Origin of the sequence: Mycobacterium sp. NPDC049093, from assembly GCF_040704635.1 — a bacterium.
GTDB lineage: Bacteria > Actinomycetota > Actinomycetes > Mycobacteriales > Mycobacteriaceae > Mycobacterium.
In genome coordinates this window covers 715,300-730,841 of the sequence record NZ_JBEZJS010000003.1, presented here as the reverse complement: position 1 = coordinate 730,841, position 15,542 = coordinate 715,300, and the positions used below count along the sequence as shown (strand labels likewise).

General features: G+C 66.1%; 17 protein-coding genes. 5 read left to right on the top strand and 12 right to left on the bottom strand.

Annotation, left to right across the window (positions count from 1 at the left end; all coding sequences use genetic code 11):
- Positions 1 to 403: 403 nt before the first annotated feature.
- From AB0876_RS13995 to AB0876_RS13955, 9 genes are all read right to left on the bottom strand, one after another.
- Positions 404 to 1,477 carry an NADPH:quinone oxidoreductase family protein gene (locus AB0876_RS13995; RefSeq protein ID WP_491838788.1) on the bottom strand — a complete coding sequence of 358 codons (1,074 nt, stop codon included), beginning with the start codon at positions 1,475 to 1,477 and terminating at the stop codon, positions 404 to 406.
- On the bottom strand, positions 1,474 to 2,736 hold the full coding sequence (locus tag AB0876_RS13990; protein ID WP_526042211.1) for a sulfotransferase: 1,263 nt from the start codon (positions 2,734 to 2,736) through the stop codon (positions 1,474 to 1,476). Before AB0876_RS13990 ends, AB0876_RS13995 begins: the two co-directional genes overlap by 4 nt.
- The gene (locus AB0876_RS13985) at positions 2,733 to 3,809 is read right to left on the bottom strand and encodes a DUF1214 domain-containing protein (RefSeq protein ID WP_526042210.1); all 1,077 of its coding nucleotides are present in this window, start codon (positions 3,807 to 3,809) and stop codon (positions 2,733 to 2,735) included. The genes AB0876_RS13990 and AB0876_RS13985 overlap by 4 nt, the downstream gene beginning before the upstream one ends.
- On the bottom strand, positions 3,806 to 4,417 hold the full coding sequence (locus tag AB0876_RS13980; protein WP_064960186.1) for a TetR/AcrR family transcriptional regulator: 612 nt from the start codon (positions 4,415 to 4,417) through the stop codon (positions 3,806 to 3,808). The genes AB0876_RS13985 and AB0876_RS13980 overlap by 4 nt, the downstream gene beginning before the upstream one ends.
- 143 nt (positions 4,418 to 4,560) lie before the next feature.
- Positions 4,561 to 5,346, bottom strand: a complete 786-nt coding sequence (locus AB0876_RS13975) for a bestrophin-like domain (RefSeq protein ID WP_064884356.1) — start codon at positions 5,344 to 5,346, stop codon at positions 4,561 to 4,563.
- Positions 5,347 to 5,416: 70 nt separating this feature from the next.
- Positions 5,417 to 5,713 (bottom strand): hypothetical protein, encoded by a 297-nt coding sequence (locus AB0876_RS13970; protein ID WP_526042209.1) that lies wholly within the window; start codon positions 5,711 to 5,713, stop codon positions 5,417 to 5,419.
- A 210-nt stretch (positions 5,714 to 5,923) separates the two neighbouring features.
- Positions 5,924 to 6,367, bottom strand: a complete 444-nt coding sequence (locus tag AB0876_RS13965; RefSeq protein ID WP_064884360.1) for a hypothetical protein — start codon at positions 6,365 to 6,367, stop codon at positions 5,924 to 5,926.
- 155 nt (positions 6,368 to 6,522) lie between these two features.
- Positions 6,523 to 7,419, bottom strand: coding sequence for a DMT family transporter (locus AB0876_RS13960; protein ID WP_498884456.1), 897 nt, complete (start codon positions 7,417 to 7,419; stop codon positions 6,523 to 6,525).
- 102 nt (positions 7,420 to 7,521) lie between these two features.
- A complete protein-coding gene (locus AB0876_RS13955) occupies positions 7,522 to 8,502 on the bottom strand; it encodes a DUF3558 family protein (RefSeq protein ID WP_526042208.1) in 981 nt (326 codons plus the stop codon).
- A 154-nt stretch (positions 8,503 to 8,656) separates the two neighbouring features.
- Here AB0876_RS13955 and thyX point away from each other — a divergent pair, with 154 nt between their 5' ends.
- The 4 genes from thyX to AB0876_RS13935 all read left to right on the top strand — a co-directional run bounded on the left by thyX (position 8,657) and on the right by AB0876_RS13935 (position 12,803).
- Positions 8,657 to 9,409 carry an FAD-dependent thymidylate synthase gene (gene thyX, locus AB0876_RS13950; protein WP_064884366.1) on the top strand — a complete coding sequence of 251 codons (753 nt, stop codon included), beginning with the start codon at positions 8,657 to 8,659 and terminating at the stop codon, positions 9,407 to 9,409.
- Between the two features lie 92 nt (positions 9,410 to 9,501).
- The gene (gene dapA / locus AB0876_RS13945) at positions 9,502 to 10,404 is read left to right on the top strand and encodes a 4-hydroxy-tetrahydrodipicolinate synthase (protein WP_064884368.1); all 903 of its coding nucleotides are present in this window, start codon (positions 9,502 to 9,504) and stop codon (positions 10,402 to 10,404) included.
- Positions 10,404 to 12,080, top strand: coding sequence for a ribonuclease J (locus AB0876_RS13940; RefSeq protein WP_055113186.1), 1,677 nt, complete (start codon positions 10,404 to 10,406; stop codon positions 12,078 to 12,080). The genes dapA and AB0876_RS13940 overlap by 1 nt, the downstream gene beginning before the upstream one ends.
- Positions 12,081 to 12,128: 48 nt before the next feature.
- Positions 12,129 to 12,803, top strand: coding sequence for a hypothetical protein (locus tag AB0876_RS13935; protein ID WP_448448556.1), 675 nt, complete (start codon positions 12,129 to 12,131; stop codon positions 12,801 to 12,803).
- Here the strand turns inward: AB0876_RS13935 and AB0876_RS13930 are convergent.
- Complete coding sequence (locus AB0876_RS13930) at positions 12,789 to 13,226, bottom strand: hypothetical protein (RefSeq protein WP_064884372.1); 438 nt, start codon at positions 13,224 to 13,226, stop codon at positions 12,789 to 12,791. The genes AB0876_RS13935 and AB0876_RS13930 overlap by 15 nt on opposite strands.
- 197 nt (positions 13,227 to 13,423) lie before the next feature.
- Here AB0876_RS13930 and AB0876_RS13925 point away from each other — a divergent pair, with 197 nt between their 5' ends.
- Positions 13,424 to 13,831 (top strand): group III truncated hemoglobin, encoded by a 408-nt coding sequence (locus AB0876_RS13925; RefSeq protein WP_064884374.1) that lies wholly within the window; start codon positions 13,424 to 13,426, stop codon positions 13,829 to 13,831.
- Here the strand turns inward: AB0876_RS13925 and AB0876_RS13920 are convergent.
- The gene (locus AB0876_RS13920) at positions 13,828 to 14,697 is read right to left on the bottom strand and encodes an SAM-dependent methyltransferase (protein WP_463792101.1); all 870 of its coding nucleotides are present in this window, start codon (positions 14,695 to 14,697) and stop codon (positions 13,828 to 13,830) included. The two genes, AB0876_RS13925 and AB0876_RS13920, sit on opposite strands and share 4 nt — an antisense overlap.
- Positions 14,694 to 15,521 (bottom strand): mycofactocin-coupled SDR family oxidoreductase, encoded by an 828-nt coding sequence (locus AB0876_RS13915; protein ID WP_064960194.1) that lies wholly within the window; start codon positions 15,519 to 15,521, stop codon positions 14,694 to 14,696. The genes AB0876_RS13920 and AB0876_RS13915 overlap by 4 nt, the downstream gene beginning before the upstream one ends.
- Between the last annotated feature and the right edge of the window lie 21 nt (positions 15,522 to 15,542).

Sequence of the window (15,542 nt, the reverse complement as noted above, 5' to 3'; positions counted from 1 at the left end):
TGATTGAAAGCGAGTGCGGGGGTGCCGGCGTCGCCGCGAAAGCTGTCGCTGCGTCGCTGCCACGCGCCTGTCAACCACCAGTCGTAGCGTTGAACCTCAAGGTGGCAGTCTGGCTCTTCATGCTGCTGGGCCCACCGCACAGCGGTGCGTTTGCGCCAGAACCCAGCGATCGGCATCACGCCGCCGTCAGGGCGGTGCATGAAGACATACCATCCAAAACTCAACGGGACCCCCCGGCCACCATCAGACAAGATTACCTAGACAAGCATACTAATCTCGCTGCCGCCCGACTGGACAGCCGGCATGGTTGACCGGGCGGACCCGGCCGACTTGGACGTTCGTCCAGGAGTCGAGGGATCCGCCCGGGTGTCATCCCAGTTGTACCGTTTGGTGGAGGCCTATTTCAGTCGTGCGCCCCCGTGCTCACCACCAGTCGTCCGGTGGTCTCGCGGGCGGCCATCCGCGCCAACGCCTGCGGCAGTTGATCCCACTCCACGTTGTCGCCCACCACGGTCTGCAGCCGGCCGGTACGCATCAGTTCGAGAATCTGCACGTGGGCATCGAGACCCTCGGAGCGGGCCGGCCAGTTGAACCCGAGCGTGCGGCGCACGGCCAGGGGATCGGTCACGTAGACCAGACAGACCCCGCACACATCGAAGTTGCCGTAGGCGATCGGACGCGGCGAGATGTAGTCACCGTCTTCGAGGGCGATGTCCTCGGCGAACCCCGCCATCAGGTGACGTCCGTTGAATCCCATGCAGCGGAACGTATTCGTCGTCACGCTTCCGCCCACCGCGTCGAACGCGACGTCGACGCCGCGGCCGTAGGTGAGGTCCATGACCTGCTCGACCCAGTCGTCGTCGCGGTAGTTGACGGCATGGTCTGCGCCCAGCTTCCGGCAGAGCTCCAGCTTCTCCTCGCTGCCGGCGGTGGCGATCACCTTGGCGCCCAGCGCCTTTCCGAGGACCAGCGCGCCCGACCCCGTACCGCCGGCGGCCGCGTGCACCAGCAGCGTCTCACCGGGTTGCAACCGGCCACGTTCGCGTAAGGCGAACCAGCCCAGATGGAACGGGTAGTGCAGGGCGGCACCGTCGACGTCGCTGACCCACTCCGGCAGATCGAGCACTGTCGCCGCGTCGACGATGGCGTACGACGCATACCCGCCGAAGGCCATCACCGGGATCCCGACCACGCGGCGGCCGACCAGGTGTTCGGCACCCAGGCCCGCACTCTCGACCACTCCGACCGCTTCCATGCCCGGCACGAACGGCGGCTGCAGCGGCAGCGTGGTGTACCGCCCCTTGATGATGTCGATGTCGTTGAAGTTCAGGCAGAACGCGCGGACCGCGACGCGGACTTCGTTGGGGCCGGGTGCACGCACCTCGACGGTTTGGCGTTCCAGTACCTCGGTGGGCTCGCCGAGCGCGGTGGCCACCCAGGCCTCCGCTGTGATGGGCTGTGGTGCGGGCTGGTTCATTTGTCCTCCGTAGGGGTGAGAAAGCGCTCGCGGTAGGCGCGGAATCGCTCGGCCAGGGCGGCCGGATCGAGCTGTAGATCGGCAGGGTCGTAGATCACGCCCCCATAGCGTCCGCGGGGGTGCTCGGTGAGGAAGTCGCTCATGGCCGCGCGGACGTCGTCGCCGAAAGGCTGGTCGGCGAGTCGGTAGATGTCGGCGAGCGTGGCCCGCTCATCGGCCATGAAGTCGTCGAACCGGACGTCGATGGACTGCCCGGCGGGCAGCACGTCGCGATCGCGGATGCAGCCGGCGAGCAGATCGTCGATGCGGCTTAGCCAGTGTCCGGTCAGTTTCGCCACGTCGGGCTGCGTCACGGCCATCCGCGTCGCATAGCAGATCATGGTCATCATCGACAGGGTTACCTCGACCGGATCGCGATGGGTGACAACGAAAGTCGCATCGGGAAAGGTGGCAGCCAGCGTCGGGAATTGTTCGAGGTGCTGGGGCGACTTGAGCACCCAGCGCGTTCCGCCGCGCAGCCATTGCATCGCCTGCAGGCTGCGCTTGACGTACGCATAGGACGGCGCCTGGTCATGTGCCTTGTAGTGCGCGGCGAAACTCGGTACGTAATAGGTGGTTTCGAACAGCATGCCCGAGATGTCGTTTGCCAGTAGCTGGATCTCCTCATGGGCGTGCTCGACGGTCATGTCGTGCATCCGCTTGAACTCCGGCATCGAGGTGTTCACCATTTCCAGGCCCGCGGTGCAGCGATCCTGACGGGGTCCCGGCGAGTCCTCACCGGGGCCGGGCAGCGGTTCGAGGCTCTCCCAGTACGGCAGGTAGCGAAGGGCGGGGTCGGCGGCGAGCAGGTTGTGCAGGTGGGTGGTGCCGGTGCGGGGGAGGCCGCAGATGATGATCGGCCGTGCGATCGCGATGTCCTCGATCTCGGGATGGTCGGCGATCAGTGCCTCCAGCCGCAGCCGATTGACCAGGCTGCCCACCAGCTGCTCGAAGGCCATTGCCGTGCCGGATTCGCACAGGCCGGCTTCCTCACGCAGCGCGGTACACAGCACGTCGAGACGTTCCCGGAACGCCGGATCACCGAAATCATCCAGCCCGGACCGCTCGGTGGCGGCCGCCAGCAGCGCCTCGGGGTCCAGCTCCAGATTCGCACCGTAGGCGGCCAGTCCGTCGCGGATCGGTTGGGCCGCCGCAGGATAGACAGGGTTGGCCAGGTCGTCGAACCGGATGGGGGCGGGACGCTGGAGGTCGGCGGTCACAGGGCCGCGACTTCGGCCACGTCGACCACCCGACACTGCGGGTGTGCAGGGGTCTCGTCGGGCAGGAACCAGCGCAGCCAGATCAGGCCCTTGGGCCGGCCGGCTGTCGAGACCCAGTTCGGGTGGCCCGGGTCCTTGTCGCTGATGACGATCCGCCACGACCCGTCCGGTTCGTAGGTGACATGGGCGCCGTTGATCGTGACGCGTTCGTGCGTGTAGTCGAAGGTGTGCAGGAACGGATTCCACAGGCAGAGGTTCCAGAACACACACTCGGGCGAGGTGCCCTCGATGATCAGGGCCTGATCCGGTTCAAGGTCGTAAGCGCCCATGGCGTACGCCGCGTCGGCGGCTGACCACCCGTAGGCGTTCTGGGGGACCGGGAACGGTGGGTGCAGCTGGTTGGCGGGCTCAACCCTGGTGGGCAGGAAGGAAACCTGCTCGTGCAGCCAGGCCTTGGCGTACCGGAAGCGGCGGGCCAGATCTGCGGCGCTGTCGGACCGCCGGGTGGGCGGGTCGAGCGCCTCGATTCGCCACGTCGGGCGGCGGTCGGTGGTGGGATCGTTCAGATAATCACGGGTCAAGGCGAATTCGGTGTCGGCGTCCAGCTTGAGCCAGGCGCCCGGGTGGGAATCGGGGCTCATGATGAACTCGAAGTTGCCGTCCTCGTCGAACTCCAGGTCGCGGTTGTTGATCGTGCCGACGATGCGGTCGCTGTAGCGGCCTTCACCAGGCCCGCCGTAGACGGTCATGGACAGGTACACCGCATCACCGCGGTTGCCGGTGACTCGATAGGTGCGCGCCGGGTTCAGCGGTGCGAGCTGATAGAACGCATCCGAATTGTCGCCGCCCCACTTGAGGTACGGGCTGATGACGTCGACGAGGATGGGCTTGTCCCGGTCACCCCACACGTAGGCGTCGACGCTGACCCGCAGCAGGCTGAACGTGAGGCGGTACCCGTCGAGCAGATCGGGTTCGCTCAGCGCGGGCTCGGCGGTCAGCAATTTCTGCTCGATGCCGCGCAGCTCGTCGAGCAGCGCGTTGAACGCCTCTGACAATTCGGCCTTGTCGGTCATGGTCGGTCCTTCTTTCGTGGTTGTTTACGTCCTGCTCCTTCGGTCAGCAAGGAGCACAATCGATCTGCGGTGTCGTCGACATCGATGTCCGGTTCCATGTGCGCGGCGTAGAACGCGGTGCCGATCAACGCTTGGTAGACCATGTCGACGTCGACATCGGGACGGACCCGGCTCTGCTCCACGCCTGAGGCGACCAGGGAGCGGAAGGCGCCCTTGGTCTGCTCATCGAGCAGTTGCTGGGTCTTGATGTGTAGTTCCGGGTCGCGGCGACGTTCGGTCAGGATGCCGAGTGCGGCGGCCTCCACCACGGGATCGCGCCAGAAGGTGAGTACCGCCGAGGTGAAGCCGCGCAGGTCGGCGTCGAAATCTCCTGAGAGCGACAGCAGTTCACCACCAGGTGGCTGGCCGAAGGCGGCATCGAAGACGAGGTGGGCCTTCGACGGCCACCGCCGATAGATGGTGGGCCGGCTGACGCCGGCCTCGCGGGCGATGGCCTCGATCGACAGTTGGTCGTAGCCGTCACGTGCGAGCAGGTCGCGGGTGGCGCGCATGATGTCGCGCTGAGTTTGTGGATCACGTGGCCGTCCCGGGCCTGTGAGCGAGGACACACAATTAAGTTACGATGCGTCACGTAATTAGGTCAAGAGGCAAATTGGTCTGGATGCGCGCCGCTATCGACACCGGGGTCGTGGTTGTCGTCGAACAGCAGCCCTGCCGTCGAAACTGACGCGGAGATCCGCCAGGAGAGCGGTCAGGTCCCGCGGTCAATCAGGTCGAACACCATCACGGCATGTGAAAACCGTTGTGGGGTAACGCCCACCGGGCCATAAGGATGGTCGAGCATGAAGACGAGGAAGAGCAGCAGGGCCAGCAGCACAGTGACGGTGCTGACCAGGATCATGTGGGCGCGGCTGCTCTCGAGGCGCATGAAGCTGGCCAGCGTGATCAGTACCAGGCTGCCGAAGATCAGGGCGCACCACAACAAGACGGGTATGCGTGGACTGGAGTTGAGGATGCGCGCACTGCGGTCCGAGGTCAGGACAGCCAGTTGGCTGAGGAACTGACTGTTGATCGGGCTGGCGGTCGAGTCCGACTTGGCAGTGCCGACGATGCGATACATCTCAGTGAGTGCGTGTCGGCCGTTGTTGCTGATGGCGCCGAACTCTTCCTTGCCCCATCCGGGACCCTGTACCGCTGCGGTGTAGGCGCGCAGCTGTTCACGCACCTGGGTCTGTTCCGGCTGCGGCATGGCCACCGTCTGGCGGTACATGGTGACCAACGTCGAGGCTTCGTTGGACACGTTCGTCTGCGCGGAGAGATATTGCTGCCATCCGACGACAACGGTGAACCCCAGCAATGCACCGTAGACGAGGCCGACGACGGTGAGGAACGGTGACAACACCGAGTTGTGCTCCGGGCGGGTGTCGCGCGCGATGACGCGGCTGGCCAGCAACACGCTGCCGACCGCCAGCGCCACGGCGCCGACGACAACCACCGCAAGCAGGAGCCAGGTTCCGAACAACCCGAAGTCGCCCATAGATGAGAAGGATGCCAGCAAACTTCCCGTCGCGAAGGCGGATCGATCGGTTTTGGGGGCCGGTTCCCGATCAGATCATCTGCAGTGCGGCGAGGCAGACATCGGTGGACCCGAAGGCGTTGTTCGGCTTGACGCGTTTGTGGGCGACGCCGCCGTACCGCCTCTCGGAGAAGATGATGCGGCCGTCGGGGCTGAACCCGATTTCCAGCTCCGTGACCACGCCGGTGGCGCTGAGCAGAGGGTGTTCCCACACCATCGTGCGGTACTCCGCATTGGGGCCGCTGTCGAAGATCAGGTCCCAGTCTTTCTCGTTGGCGCGTTCGCGGACCAGGTCCAGCATCTCGTAGTGCACGGCTGTTCCTCTCATGATCACTTTTCCTTGCTTGGTCTAGGGGAGATACGTTGCGCGGCAGGGGCGCCGACGGTTGTGTCGAGCGTCCTGCACGTCGTGCCTGGTGTCTGTCGGCTGATCGGACCACGGCCGGGACGGCGCTGCGTCCGCCGATCGGGGGACACGGACGGACGAATTGGTCGCTGCCCCTCGATCAGCGACCAATTCGTCGGTCTCCGAGACGCCTCAGCGCCCGGGCAGGACCTGGGTGACGGTGGCTTGCAGGTCAGCGCCTTCTGGGCCGTCGAGTGTGGTTTCGCGGTCGAACGTGGCGATACCGTCACCGTCGATGGTGAAGTTGCCGATCTGCGTCTGATCACCACCCGTGACCCGGAAGACCACGGTGGTCTTGTCCGGCAATGGCTTTGAGCTCACGTGCTGCGGATTGATCGTGTACCGGTAGATACAGCCCGCCGATCCGAAGCACTTCTGCTCGGTGACGACCACCCCGATGACAAAATCAGCTGCGGTGGGTGGCGACGCGACCGGGGCCGGTGTCGACGACTCCCCGGCGTCCCACTTCGGTGCGCCGCTGGGATTCGCCGAGACCCGGTCCGGTGAAACACAGCCCGCGAGCGCCGCGGCGAGGAGCGTCGCGGCCAGGGTTGCGCGAATGATCGTGCGTAGCATCGAGAGACCTTCCAATTCAGGTGGGTGGGCCGGGTGGCGGGACAGGGTCCAAGCTGTGAATCCGCCGCCCGGTGTCCGGGGAACAGGACAGTAAAGAGGAAGGGTCTGACAAGTTCGGTCAGGCGACCGCCAGGTTCGAGGGTGAGAACACCGGCCTAGATGGCTTCTTCCGGTCTCGCCGGCCCGGGTTGTGGGGAACTCTGCGCCCGCTCGTACTCGGCGGCGCTGGATACGGCGAGTGCGACGGCGCCGCCGACGGCCGCGATGAAGGCGATGACCACGAGAGCGCCGTACCCCGGTCGCGAAACATCGCCCAGCAGGATTACACCGACGATGCCGGGTACCACCGTTTCGCCCACCACCAATGCCGCAGCCACCCCGTTCACCGATCCGACCTGCAGAGCGACGGTGAACAGGTAGAAGCCACCGAGACCGGCGAGTACCACGGCCCACGTCGCCGGGTCAGCGATCAGTACACGGAGGTTCAGTGGATCGAGACCGTCCACTAGCCGAATCGCCACCGCCATCGCCCCGTAGAGCACGCCGGCGATCAGACCCGCGGGCACGGCCGCGCTCTTCCCGAGCAGTCGGACCAGTGCGGCGCCCAGGCCCAGGATGACCGCCGACACCACGAGGACACCCCAATGCATCACTGCGCCGGGATCGCTGTCACCCAGACGTCCGGCGGTGGCGCCCAGGATGCACAGCGCCACAAGAACTATGGCGATGGCGGTCCAGTCGCGTCGGTGCAGTCGCACGTGGAGAACGAAGATGCTCAGCACCGCGGTCACCACGAGGTTGGCGCTGATGATCGTTTGCGACAGGAACAGTGGAATCAACCGCGCCGAGACCAGGCTGCCCACGAAGCCGAGAAGGTCGAGCGCCATGCCTACGATGAAGATCGGTGCCAGCATCGCGCCGATCGTCGACCGCAGGGTGGGGCCGTTGTCGGCGCCCGACGTCACCGAACGTCCCGCGGCATACGACTGCAGCACCGAGGCCGTGCCGTAACCGACACACGCCAGTAGCGCCGCGGCCACGCCGATCAGCATTGCGGACCGTCGGAGGGCGCAGGTGCCATCGGGGCAACGCGGATCATCAGCAGAGTCTAGGAGCGCTTGCCCTCCGCTTCGGGCGAATTGGGGGCCTGCACGTCAGCGCGGGAGCTGATTCACCACGGCCGTCGTGACATCGGCTACCACGGTGGCGTCGTCCCCGTCGACCGCGACGACGGGGACAAGTCGGCTTGGGTGGCCGGCGTCGACGCCGTCGAAGTCGTCACCGACGACGGCGGCCGCGAAGGTTGTGCCCTCGTGGATCTTTCGGTAGCCCTCGTGAGCGCCGAACTTCGTCGGCTCGGCCTCGAAAGCTAGTTGTTCGGGCGGTCGGTAGTCGAATGTCACCAGCAACTCCGTCCCATCGACGGCGAAGAAACACGACGTGAGGGACTGGTCCTTCCAGTCGAACGAGACCTTTCGCGACTCTTGCAACGTCGGCACGACCGCGCACGGGGCCGCGGCGGTGAGGGCCGTCACCGACGTACGCGGGGAACTGCCCTGCGTCGGGTGCTCCGGCCATGTCGAGATCACCGCGCGGGCCAACGGTTTGGTGGTCCCGCAGGCATCCCGATCGCGCTCCATCGACACCCGCATCCGCACTGCGATGTCGTTCTCGAAAGCCACGTCGTAGCTGCATGCGCTTTCGACGAGCTGATCGCGCACCTCGGGTGTGAGAGTTGAGGCGGCATCGATACGGCGCGCCTTGACACCGTCGATCTCCTCGAGGGCGCCCAGCGACGAGGTCAGGAAATCGAACGGCACGAAGGCGATTGACCAACTGACGTCGATCCCGCGAGAGGTGCCGTCATCCACGACGGCTTCACACGAGGTCGAGTTCGCCGACGTGCCGAACGCCTTGACGGTGCCGAGCGCCTCGAGATGGCTGGGCTCGATCAAGGCGCACGGATCGATCCCGCGCGCCCACGTGATGGTCTCCGCCCGTGACAGCGGCCGCGGTGTCGGCCCGGAAGTCGGAGGCGGCGACGAGGGAGTCTCCGGCGTCGAGGTTGTCGTCGAGCAACTTGCAACCAGCATCACCACTGCCGAGAACAACCCGATCCGCACCGACTGCGACATTGCGTCCCCCCACGCTGGATGAAGCTAGAAGCTCGCCATTCATCTTGGCGGAGAAAATCGTGCGCAGCACGTCTGTGCCCAACCGTGGGTCGCCACCATCTACCGATGAGCACATTGGTGCGGCCAGCCGACAGCTCGACAGTAGGGTGGGCGAGTGGCCGAGATCGCGCCGCTGCGCGTGCAGCTGATCGCCAAGACAGAATTCCAGGCACCGCCTGACGTGCCGTGGAGCACCGATGCCGTGGGCGGGCCTGCGCTCACCGAGTTCGCCGGCCGGGCCTGTTACCAGAGTTGGTCGAAGCCCAATCCCCGCACGGCGACCAACGCGAGCTACATCCGCCACATCATCGACGTCGGCCACTTCTCGGTGCTCGAACACGCGTCGGTGTCCTTCTACATCAGCGGCATCTCCCGATCGGCCACCCACGAGCTGATCCGGCACCGGCACTTCTCCTACTCGCAGCTCTCGCAGCGCTACGTCCCCGAGAACGACGCCGAGGTGGTGGTTCCGCCTGGCTTCGAGGACGACCCGGAGTTGGTGGAGATCTTCACCGCGGCGGCTGACGCCAGCCGCGCCACCTACACCGAGCTGCTGGAGCGGCTGGAGGCGAAGTTCGCCGACCAACCCAACGCGGTTCTGCGTCGCAAGCAGGCCAGACAGGCCGCCCGGGCGGTGCTGCCCAATGCCACCGAGACCCGCATCGTGGTCACCGGCAACTACCGCGCCTGGCGCCATTTCATCGCGATGCGGGCCAGTGAACACGCCGACGTGGAGATCCGCAGGCTGGCGATCGCCTGTCTGCGTGAGCTCGTGGAGGCGGCGCCGGCGGTGTTCTCCGATTTCGAGATTTCGACGCTGGCAGATGGTAGTGAGGTAGCTACCTCGCCTTTGGCGACGGAGGCTTGACGGAGTCGCCGGTAGGTACGGCGACGGAGGCTTGACGGAGTCGCGGTTGGTACGGCGACGGAGGTCCGATCGACCCAGGGTAATCTTGGCGCGTGAGTACGAGCGGAATCGATGTAACGGCGCAGTTGGGCACGGTGTTGACCGCAATGGTGACGCCGTTCAAGCCCGACGGCTCGCTCGATCTCGATGCTGCCGCCCGCCTGGCCAATCACCTGATCGACGCCGGCTGCGACGGCCTGGTGCTCTCGGGCACCACCGGTGAGTCCCCGACCACCACCGATGACGAGAAGCTCGCGCTCCTGCGCACGGTGCTGGAGGCCGTGGGGGACCGGGCCCGCATCATCGCCGGGGCGGGCAGCTACGACACCGCGCACAGCGTGCACATGGCCAAGGCCTGCGCCACCGAGGGGGCACACGGCCTGCTCGTGGTGACGCCGTACTACTCGCGGCCCCCGCAGGCGGGCCTGCTTGCGCACTTCACGGCCGTGGCCGATGCCACCGACCTGCCGAACCTGCTCTACGACATCCCTCCGCGTTCGTCGATCCCGATCGCTTGGGAGACCATCCGTGCCCTGGCTGTTCACCCGAACATCGTGGGTGTCAAGGATGCCAAGGGCGATCTGCACGGCGGCGGCGAGATGCTCGCCGAGACCGGGTTGGCGTACTACTCGGGCGACGACACCTTGAACCTGCCCTGGTTGGCGATGGGGGCGGTCGGCTTCGTCAGCGTCTGGGGCCACCTGGCCGCCGGACAGTTGCGAGACATGCTGACCGCGTTCAACTCTGGCGATATCGCGACGGCGCGCAAGATCAACCTGTCGTTGGCCCCGCTGGCCCGCGCCCAGGCCCACCTCGGCGGCGTGACCATGTCCAAGGAAGGTTTGCGGTTGCAGGGATTCGATGCGGGCCTGCCACGGCTGCCACAGATCCCCGCCACCCCCGCTGAGATCGAGGCGCTGGCCGCCGACATGCGCGCGGCAGCGGTGTTGCGATAGTGAGCACCGAACTCGCGCCCCCCAAGCCCCTGGCCCCCGGCGGTCTGCGAGTTACCGCGCTGGGCGGAATCAGCGAGATCGGCCGCAACATGACGGTCTTCGAGCACCTGGGCAGGCTGCTCATCGTGGACTGCGGGGTGCTGTTCCCCGGGCACGACGAACCCGGCGTCGACCTCATCCTGCCGGACCTGCGCCACGTCGAGGACCGCCTCGAAGACGTCGAAGCCCTCGTCGTCACCCATGCGCACGAGGACCACATCGGCGCGATTCCCTACCTGCTCAAGCTGCGTCCGGACATCCCGGTGGTCGGCTCGAAGTTCACCATCGCACTGATTCGCGAGAAGTGCCGTGAACACCGGATCAAGCCGGTGTTCGTCGAGGTCGGCGAGCGGCAGAGCAGCCAGCACGGCGTCTTCGAATGCGAATACTTCGCGGTCAACCACTCGATCCCGGGATGTCTGGCCGTCGCGATCCACACCGGCGCCGGCACCGTGCTGCACACCGGCGACATCAAGCTCGACCAGCAACCGCTCGACGGCCGTCCGACCGACCTGCCGGGCATGTCGCGGCTCGGCGATGCCGGCGTCGACCTGTTCCTGTGTGACTCGACCAACTCCGAACACCCGGGTGTCAGCCCGTCGGAGAGCGAGGTCGGCCCGACGCTGCACCGGCTGATCCGCGGCGCCGAGGGCCGGGTGATCGTGGCCTGCTTCGCGTCGAACGTCGATCGCGTGCAACAGATCGTCGACGCCGCCGTGGCACTGGGCCGGCGGGTCTCGTTCGTCGGGCGCTCGATGGTGCGAAACATGGGCATCGCTCGCGAACTCGGCTATCTGCGGGTGGCCGATTCCGACATCCTCGACATCGGAGCGGCCGAGATGATGCCGGCCGACAAGGTCGTGCTGATCACCACCGGCACGCAGGGCGAGCCGATGGCCGCGCTGTCGCGGATGTCGCGTGGTGAGCATCGCAGCATCACGCTGACCGCGGGCGATCTGATCATCCTGTCCTCATCGCTGATCCCGGGCAACGAGGAAGCGGTCTACGGCGTCATCGACGCACTGGCCAAGATCGGGGCCCGCGTAGTCACCAACGCCCAAGCGCGCGTACATGTTTCCGGCCACGCCTATGCGGGTGAGCTACTGTTCCTCTACAACGGGGTGCGGCCCCGCAATGTCATGCCCGTGCACGGCACCTGGCGGCACATGCGCGCCAATGCGGCGCTGGCCGCGAGCACCGGGGTGCCGCAGGAGAACATCGTGCTGGCCGAGAACGGCGTGAGTGTGGACCTCGTCGCCGGTAAGGCCTCGATCTCCGGCGCGGTGACCGTCGGCAAGATGTTCGTCGACGGGCTGATCACCGGGGACGTCGGTGACGCCACACTCGGTGAACGCCTCATCCTGTCCTCGGGCTTCGTGGCGGTGACCGTGGTGATCCACCGCGAGACCGGAAAGCCCGCCGCACCCGCGCATCTGCATTCCCGCGGGTTCTCGGAGGATCCGAAGGCGCTGGAGGCGGTCGCCCGCAACGTCGAGCGCGAGCTGGAAAGCCTTGCCGCCGATAACGTCACCGACCCGACCCGCATCGCCCAGGCGGTCCGGCGGACCGTGGGCAAGTGGGTGGGCGAGACCTACCGTCGCCAGCCGATGATCGTCCCGACCGTCATCGAGATCTAGCCGAATTTGGTGCCCGGACCGCCTGGCCGGGCCGGTTAGATTGGGTCAGTGAGCCACCCCGCACCACAGGTGCCATTGGAACGACGCCGCCCGCTTCCACCGTTCGATTCGGCGGACGACATCAAGCGAGTAGTGGAGTATCCGCACACGATCCGTGTGATGGTGGGATTGATGGTCATCGCGGCTGTCATCTTCTTCAGCGTGACGGCATATGCCTTCGCCACCCAAGGGCACCAGAACATGGTTGTCGTTGCGGGATTTGTGGTGGTGTTCTGCGCGTTCTACTTTGGTGCCACCAAATTCGGGATTCCGTTGCTGATGCGTCGGTTCTACGACCGGGCCACGCGCGGAGGCGTGCTGTGCGACGTGTTCCCGGCCGGTTGTCCCGATGCCAATTTGGCGATCCTGATCGACGCCAGATTGTCCGATGCACAGGCGGCGTACGTCCATGACGTGATGACCACCTGGCTCGGACGATTGGCTTCAGACCCGACGGTGCAGGCTCAGGCCGGCGATCTGTTCGCCGACGGCCCGATTCGCGTCGCCGACGAACTCGCCGGCCCTGCCGCCCGGGGCGGGTTTCTGGTGGCCAGTGACAAGAATCTGGGCCACGGGTGGCGACTCATCCTCCCGGAGGAAAACCCGCGCGACCCGCAGCGTCCGTATACGAAAGGCCTTGTGGTGAAGGTTAATACGCCCAGTCCGGAGTCAGCCGGCCAGTAGCAGGGCCCCGCCGGCCAACAACGCGATCACCTTGATGAGCTCGAACCCGACGTAGTAGTAATGCGCCTGCGAGCGTGACTGCGCTTCTTCGCCCGGGGCGACGGCAAGGACAGCGTTGGAACGCTGAATGAGCTTGGGCCGCACGGCGATCAACTGCACCGCCAATGCCGCGATGGCAATCGCGAAGGCCACGATCACGCCGGGCGACGGGCGCTGCATGGCGAAGACCACGATGATGACGACGGCGAATGCGGTTTCCACGGCGTTGAGTGCGCGGAAAACCCTGCGCCCGATGCCGAGTCCGATCTGCAGCGTCACCCCCGGGGCCTGGAACTTCAGCGGTGCCTCGATGAACGAGATCGCCAGCACCATCCCCAGCCAGCAGAAGGCGACCGCTACCGCGACAGCCGGACCGGCATTCATCACATACCTCCCAACGGGCCGACTGCTCGGCCAATCTTGCCGCCGATCTTCCGGCCAACAGGCGCCTGCCAGCTTGCCAAAGCCCCCCACACCAACCTGAGGTGGATCGGCGAGGTGATCATGGCTAGAGTTTATACAAGAACATGTTGTAGAAACTAGGGGTGGGCGTGCGACCGGCCTGGAAAGGGATCTGTCCGATGGCTGAAGACCTGGCGGGGCGTGACGATGTGGAGCTGCTCCTGTGGCGGTTCTACAGCAAGGCGCTGTCCGATCCCGTGCTTGCCGAGCCGTTCACCGAGCTGCGCGTCAAGGGACTGCGGTCCCACATCCCGGTCATGGGCGACTTCTGGGAGACCGTGCTGTTCCGTGCCGGGCGCTACCGGGGCAGTGCGCTGACCGTGCACCGTGAACTGCACGCCCGTCATCCGTTGGCGGCGCGGCATTTCGTGCGCTGGCTGACCCTGTGGACCGACACTGTCGACGAGCTCTTCGAGGGCCCGCATGCCGAGCGAGCCAAGCTCCAGGCCGGGCGCATCGCCAAAGCCATGCACCGCAGACTGGCCGGGGCGGACGCCGCCGAACTCGACGCTCTGGTTGCCTGCTAACGCTTTTCGGCGTACGCGGTCCATTCCACCTGAGAGGCGGTCAGCTTCCGCCCAGCCGGCGAAATGTAATGCTCGGTGAGGTAATCGGGCCCGGCCTGCTCGGTCAGCTGCCAGCCGTAGGGCTCGATGAAGGCCGCCACCCGGTCTGGTTCGAGCCCGAACTGCCACAGTTGACTGCGAACCCGGAACCGGCGATACAGCGATTCGGCACCGTAGCGATTGGTGCCGTCGATGAAATCGCCACGGACATAGGTGAATCCGATTCTGCTCGCCGGCGCTGCCGAACGGAGGAACTCGAAGGTCGACGCGACACCGTCGGCGCTCAGATACTGAGTCACGCCTTCCCAGATGAAGAAGGTGCGGTGGTCGCCGCGGTGGCCATGTCGGGCGAGTTCAGCGGCCAGGTCGTCGTTTTCGAAATCCACCGGCACCAGGTGAACCGACGGGGGAGCGGCCCCCAGCGCGCTGCGCACCACCGAGCGTTTGCGCTCGATGTTGACCGGCAGATCCACTTCGAACACCGGCACCGCACTGTGTCGTGCGAGGCGGTAGGCCTTGGTGTCGAGGCCTGCGCCGAGAATCACCACGGCGTCGATATCAGGCAACGCCTCGGTGAGCTTGTCGCCGAGGTAACGCTTGCGGCAGGTCAGATTCGCCCACAGTCCCGGGCCCGACCGTTCGGTGGCCTGGATCAGAAGTCTGCGAGCAACCGACCAGCGCGCGGTCCGGGTGAAGGCGCGCACGCCGGCCGGCAGGAATGACAGCGCCATGTCGTCGTCGACCAACCGTCGCTGCACCGGCTCGTACTGTTCGACGGCGGCCAGGACCATCGGGCCGACGGCCGTAGCAGCGACGGGAGTGCTCATCGTTTGTTGACGATGCCCGCATCGACCGGAAGTGTCACCCCGGTGATGTAGCGCGCCTGATCGGACACCAGCCACGCGACCGCGTTCGCGACGTCTTCCGACTGGATCACCTGCACCGGTAGCGCATTGCTGAAATCGGTCGGTGCGTTCAACTCCTCGGCGATGTGTTTCAGCCATCCGCGGGTGAACTCGTTGTTGATCATCGGGGTGTCCACCCCGGTGGGGTGAATCGTGTTGACCCGAATGCTGTGCGGGGCGAGGAAGTTGGCGTAGGCCCGCATCAGTCCGACCACACCGTGCTTGGCCGCGGTGTAGCCCAGCGAGCCGCGGTCGCCGCCGCCCACCCCGATCAGTCCCGCCGCCGAGCTGATCAGCACGATCGACCCGCCGTCACCCTGGGCGACCATGATCGGAATCGCCGCCTCGACAGTGTGGTGCGCGCCGGTCAGGTTCACGTCGACGACATCGCGCCAGCCGTCGGGGCCCGATTGCATCGGGGCGATCCCGGCGTTGGCGACGACGATGTCGAGCCGGCCGAACCGGTCCACTCCGGTCTGCAGTGCCGCCCGCAGCGCCTGCTCGTCACGGACATCGGCCTGTACGGCCACGATCCGGCCACCCGCGTCTTCCACGAGCTTGACTGTCGCGGCCAGATCGTCGGGCGTGGCCAGGGGATAGGGAACCGATTCGATCTGATCGCACAGATCGATCGCGATGATGTCGGCCCCGTCGGCGGCCAGTCGGAGGGCTTCCGCCCGCCCCTGGCCGCGCGCGGCGCCGGTGATGAACGCGACCTTCCCGGCCAGGGGAGCGGCGGTGGACATCAGTGCATTCTCTTCTTCGCG